The 4,747-nt window shown below is 43.7% G+C and carries 5 protein-coding genes; all 5 read right to left on the bottom strand.

What is annotated here, in order from left to right:
- Window positions 1-183: hypothetical protein (locus MJ764_RS11225; protein ID WP_239327095.1), on the bottom strand; the 183-nt coding region annotated here is incomplete at its 3' end.
- Between the two features lie 134 nt (window positions 184-317).
- On the bottom strand, window positions 318-665 hold the full coding sequence (locus MJ764_RS11220; RefSeq protein WP_239327093.1) for a DUF3969 family protein: 348 nt from the start codon (window positions 663-665) through the stop codon (window positions 318-320).
- Window positions 662-2,146 carry a VENN motif pre-toxin domain-containing protein gene (locus tag MJ764_RS11215; RefSeq protein WP_239327091.1) on the bottom strand — a complete coding sequence of 495 codons (1,485 nt, stop codon included), beginning with the start codon at window positions 2,144-2,146 and terminating at the stop codon, window positions 662-664. Before MJ764_RS11215 ends, MJ764_RS11220 begins: the two co-directional genes overlap by 4 nt.
- Before the next feature lie 189 nt (window positions 2,147-2,335).
- Window positions 2,336-2,818 (bottom strand): hypothetical protein, encoded by a 483-nt coding sequence (locus MJ764_RS11210; protein ID WP_239327089.1) that lies wholly within the window; start codon window positions 2,816-2,818, stop codon window positions 2,336-2,338.
- An 11-nt stretch (window positions 2,819-2,829) separates the two neighbouring features.
- The coding region (locus MJ764_RS11205; RefSeq protein WP_239327087.1) for a VENN motif pre-toxin domain-containing protein at window positions 2,830-4,747 on the bottom strand (1,918 nt) is incomplete at its 5' end.

Here is a 4,747-nt window from a genome sequence, read left to right as displayed (position 1 = left end):
GCCGTTGAGGCTGCCTACCTGGCTGCGTATTTGTTCGACGTTGTTGCTGTTGTATTGGTCTTTGCTGCTCATGTAGCCGGTGAATTTTTCGGTATCAGACAGTTGCGCTGAACCCCAGCCTTTGCTGCTGGTCTGTTCGTTGTGGTTATGGTAAGACACCTTGGCAAACTTGGGCTGAGACAAAAGGACAGGCTAAAGAAAGGCAACTGGAGAATTTATTTTACTCATCAGACAGTCATTGTGTTAGAACGAATGCCGATGAGTAGGTAGTGTCTGTCAGATTAAGTTTAAGCTAGTACACTTAAAATAACATTATATTAATCCATAATGATATCTATTTTTTTATCAAGTAATCGGCCAACTTTCTTGCTATTTTTTAACACGGACATAGTTTTTATCATTAATTCTTTAATACTGTTATCCAGCTGTTCAGGAACCAAATCAACTATATCATCAAGCTCACAGCCAGATTCAATAATATTAATCAGCTCGTTAGATAATTGTGCCTTAGATAAAATTTGAGCAACTGAAGGCATAAATACGAATCCCTCTGCATCATCTATAGATATTAACTTATGCTCTAAAGAATATAAAACACCCAAAATTAAAAAACTAATAAATTGGTCAGACTGATTTTTATCAATTGTATAACTAACTTTCATCATTTTATATTACTCCAATTAGGCTTAACTTTCACATTAAATACTTTACCACTCTGACTTTGAAAATAATGAATTGATACCTTCTTTCCTGATGCATCAAAGCCATCTTTATAAACTTTTGTCCATTTTCCTGGTTCAATTTCCCTAAGCTGCTCTAATAATGATTGATTTTTAACAACATTTCTGGTTGTTCCATTTTGAACAGCTTTAAAATTTTGCGGATACTGTGGTGAATCTTTAATCGAATTATAGATATTTTTGATTTCATTACTGGCTCCCTTTCCAGCTACCTGTTCAGTCTTATGAGCACCTTCCACCTTACCTTTTCCACCGCTCTGTGTCGCCCCACGCGATTCGCTGGCTGTACTCAGATGCCCATCATTTTTTATTACCTGTCCATTTGCGGTTACAAGACTTCCGGCGTTATTGTTGTATCTATTTGTAATCGACTGTATTTCCTTAGCCGATAATGCCTTGCCTCGTCTTAGTGTAATTGCATTTATTACGGTATTTAAACTTACTCCAGAATTGTATAGCGCATCTACTTGCTCTGCCATAGAATACGAACCTATAGCCTGACCTGCAATCTGATACTGCAATACCCGCATTGCTATCTGCTGCTCTGATGCGCCAGATTGTTTCATCTTTTGCACTAAATTAGAGAGTGTTATTTGCTGCAAATCAGGATTAGCTATTACTCCAGATGGCGTCCATTTCTGGGCATCCATATTAAATATGGGTGTACTCCATCCATCTTGGCTTTCTCCTGCTCCCTGCATCATCTTGCTTGCATAGCTTGTTAACAATATCATTGATTCTTCAGTTGATAACTGTCCGCTTCTATACAAGTCAAGTATGATTTTAGATGCCTGTTCGGTAGCTTCTATGTAGTCCTTTTTAACTTGCTGCCTACATGCTTCAGTTTTACAAGCATCATATTTTCTTTGGTAATCATCTGCATTTTGTACGCCGGCTTTTTTTAGTTTTTCGTTTATTTTTCTTTCTTGGGCATTTAGTTTGCTTTCGCCTTTGCTGTTGATGAGGGCGTTATTCTCCACCGCATTCTGCCCAACCACCCCCGCAATCTGCGCATTAACCAGTGAACCACCCGTTAGCCCGCCTGATACGGTGGCCACCGCTGATGATAGGTCTCTGATGCTGGCTTTCACACTCTCCGGTAAGCGGTTCGGGTCTATCTCGCCGGTTCTCGGGTCTATGGCTTCGGGGTATTGATCTTTGGGTAGTTGTTTAATCAGGTATTGGGCAGCTAATTCGGCTGCGCTCGCACCTACTGCTCCGGCGGCGGCATTACCGCCGTTTACGCTGGCACTGATGGCGCCCAGTAGGGCATGTGCTACCAGTTGGGCGGCTTGGTTCTGGTTGTCGCCATGGCCGAATTGTTTGCCGATAAGTTCTGCGGCATAGGGGGCGAGGGCGTTGGTAGCCGCTTGCAGGTTGGTCTGGCCGCCAAGGATGCCGGTCACGGCACTGGTGACGGCATTCAGGGCACGGCTCTTGTTGCTGCCTATGCCCCATTATAAAATAGCTACTTTAAGCAACCTGATTTTTATGCTAGAAGCCATTGTGATTAAAGCCTAATAATGCAAGTTAATTATTGAACTTGCATTATTAGGGTTTAGTAATAGTATCGCTTGCTGATTAATAGTAGATTCTTACTCTATAGGTTCTAATGAAACGGCCATTTCTAAAGCAATTTGATTGTATTTTTGTCCAAAATTTAGCATAGCCTGAGGTTTTAGTTCATCTAATGCATATACAATACTTGCGTTATATCCAATTTTAAATAGCTTTGAATCTTCTTTTTTATTGGTATAAATACCAACAGATTGAATTGCCCCATCTTCAAGCAGTAAATCAACTGTATTATTAAAATTTGATGGATCCTGACCGGCCACATATGCCCTTTTAATTACTCCCGAAATAAAAAGTAAAGGTATTCTTCCTTGCTCAATACTATCCCACCACTCTTTTGTACCAAAGAGACCATTAGTTCCATTCAAACCAACATAAGGTTTTGTACTATCAAGTGTCAAAGCTTGAGTTAATGATGCATATTCCGGGTTTACTTTCAGTTTTTCTGAAAGAAGATAAACCATCTTCATAGGCACTTTTGAATTTTCTAACTTTAATAGCATATTTTTACCTTTTATTTTACTTTTTCAAAATGAACAATATTGTTATTAAAAATTTCCATACCCTTACCTTGTCCAAGCTGTGTAGTCATTTGCCCTTTTTCAACTTTAAAACGGGTATTCGTTTGCATCCATTTTCCTGTTTGAGTCGACATGTTCGGAAACTCTTTTACTGTTGCAGAATTTGCGGCAATACCTATTTCTTCTAGTTTAGAGAATGTACCTGGTTTAACCGCTATTTTGATGGTTACCCCGTCATATTTTGATGAGTATCCTAATACTGGTGATACAGAAGTTTCCGTTGTTGCAGGCAACTTTCCTGTATTTAAAAATTGTTCATAATGTTCTTGTGACATAGTCCGATAAACGATTTCATTACCATATGCATCATACTGTTGAACAGGATTTAATGGATTCTTAGCTTTAGTAACTGGAACACCTATCTTTCCCTTGTCTATAATACTAGCACCTTTTCCAGCCCCCTTACCAGCCTCTATTACCTCCTTCTTAGCCGCATTGGCAACCTTGGTTATCGCTTTTTCGGTTACCTTTATTCCTGCTTTCGCCGCACCTCCAACTCCCGTTGCCAGAGCAGCCATATCCAGTAGTAATTTGCCAGTCTCTATACCCGCGTTATATGAACCACCAGCACCAGCTCTTTGATATTCTTCTTCCAGCTTATTTAATCTGTTTATGTACGATTCTTTTACCGCATCACTTACATTTCCCAGAATGTTGCCGCTGGTGAACAGTCCTTTCAAAGCCTGATAGGTTTCTCCTGGGTTTGTTGTCATGTGAACCAGTTCTTTTACTACATCATATGTTTCTGCTGGCAAGCCGATGACGATACCTGCGGTAAAGCTGGCTTGCTGTGCTGCACTAATGGCTGTCCATTGAGTCTTGACTTTGGCAGTGCACCCTATATTTGTGCACTGCTTCAGCTCTTTCTGTTCCTGAGCCGCTTGTGCATCACTAAGGTAATTATTCTCCACCGCATTTTGCCCAGCCACCCCGGCTATCTGTGCATTAATCAGTGAACCACCCGTTAGCCCGCCTGATACGGTGGCCACTGCTGATGATAGGTCTCTGATGCTGGCTTTGACGCTTTCCGGTAAGCGGTTCGGGTCTATTTCGCCAGTTCTCGGGTCTATCGCTTCGGGATACTGATCTTTGGGTAGTTGTTTAATCAGATATTGGGCTGCCAGTTCGGCTGCACTCGCACCTACGGCTCCGGCGGCGACATTACCGCCGTTTACGCTGGCACTGATGGCGCCCAGTAGGGCATGTGCTACCAGTTGGGCGGCCTGATTCTGGTTGTCGCCATGGCCGAATTGTTTGCCGATAAGCTCTGCGGCATACGGAGCGAGGGCGTTGGTGGCTGCTTGCAGGTTGGTCTGGCCGCCAAGGATGCCGGTGACGGCACTGGTGACGGCATTCAGGGCACGGCTCTTGCCGCCGCCGATACCCCATGATTGTGCCTGCTCGTCTGCTGCACGGTAGTCTTTGCTGGTTTCTCTGAGTACCAGTTGTTTTTTGTCTTCGCTTAGCTGGTTGTAATCCTGCCACAGCTCAGGGTTGTTGGTTTGTAGTTCCTGCTCGGCTTTTTCTCGTGCCTGTTGGCGCTCTTGGTTGGCTTTTCTGGCCATGTCGGCGCTAAGGGTGCGCACGCTGTTGGCGATGGTGGCGGTGGCATCAGCTACGGCCTGTTGTTTGTCCATGATCTGTTGCAGATCGGGCAGTTGGCTGACTTTGCTGTGGGCGCTGTCGATGTCGCTGTGGATGCCCAGTTCTTCTACGCTGGTCTGTTTGCCGTTGATGGTGATCTGCCCCGGGCTGATGGTGGCATGGGTGGTGCTATGGTCGCTGCCGCTTTCGTATTGCGGCAGGGTCGGGTTATAGCTGGGGTTGCCGGGGATGGTGCTGTCTTTGCCG

It is taken from the genome of Snodgrassella gandavensis (assembly GCF_914768025.1).
GTDB lineage: Bacteria > Pseudomonadota > Gammaproteobacteria > Burkholderiales > Neisseriaceae > Snodgrassella > Snodgrassella gandavensis.
This window is presented reverse-complemented; position numbering and strand designations above follow the sequence as displayed.

Excerpts from the sequence above, each read along its gene's own strand:
- MJ764_RS11210 (WP_239327089.1), bottom strand. The coding sequence starts at position 2,818 with ATGCTATTAAAGTTAGAAAATTCAAAAGTGCCTATGAAGATGGTTTAT.
- MJ764_RS11220 (WP_239327093.1), bottom strand. The coding sequence starts at position 665 with ATGATGAAAGTTAGTTATACAATTGATAAAAATCAGTCTGACCAATTT.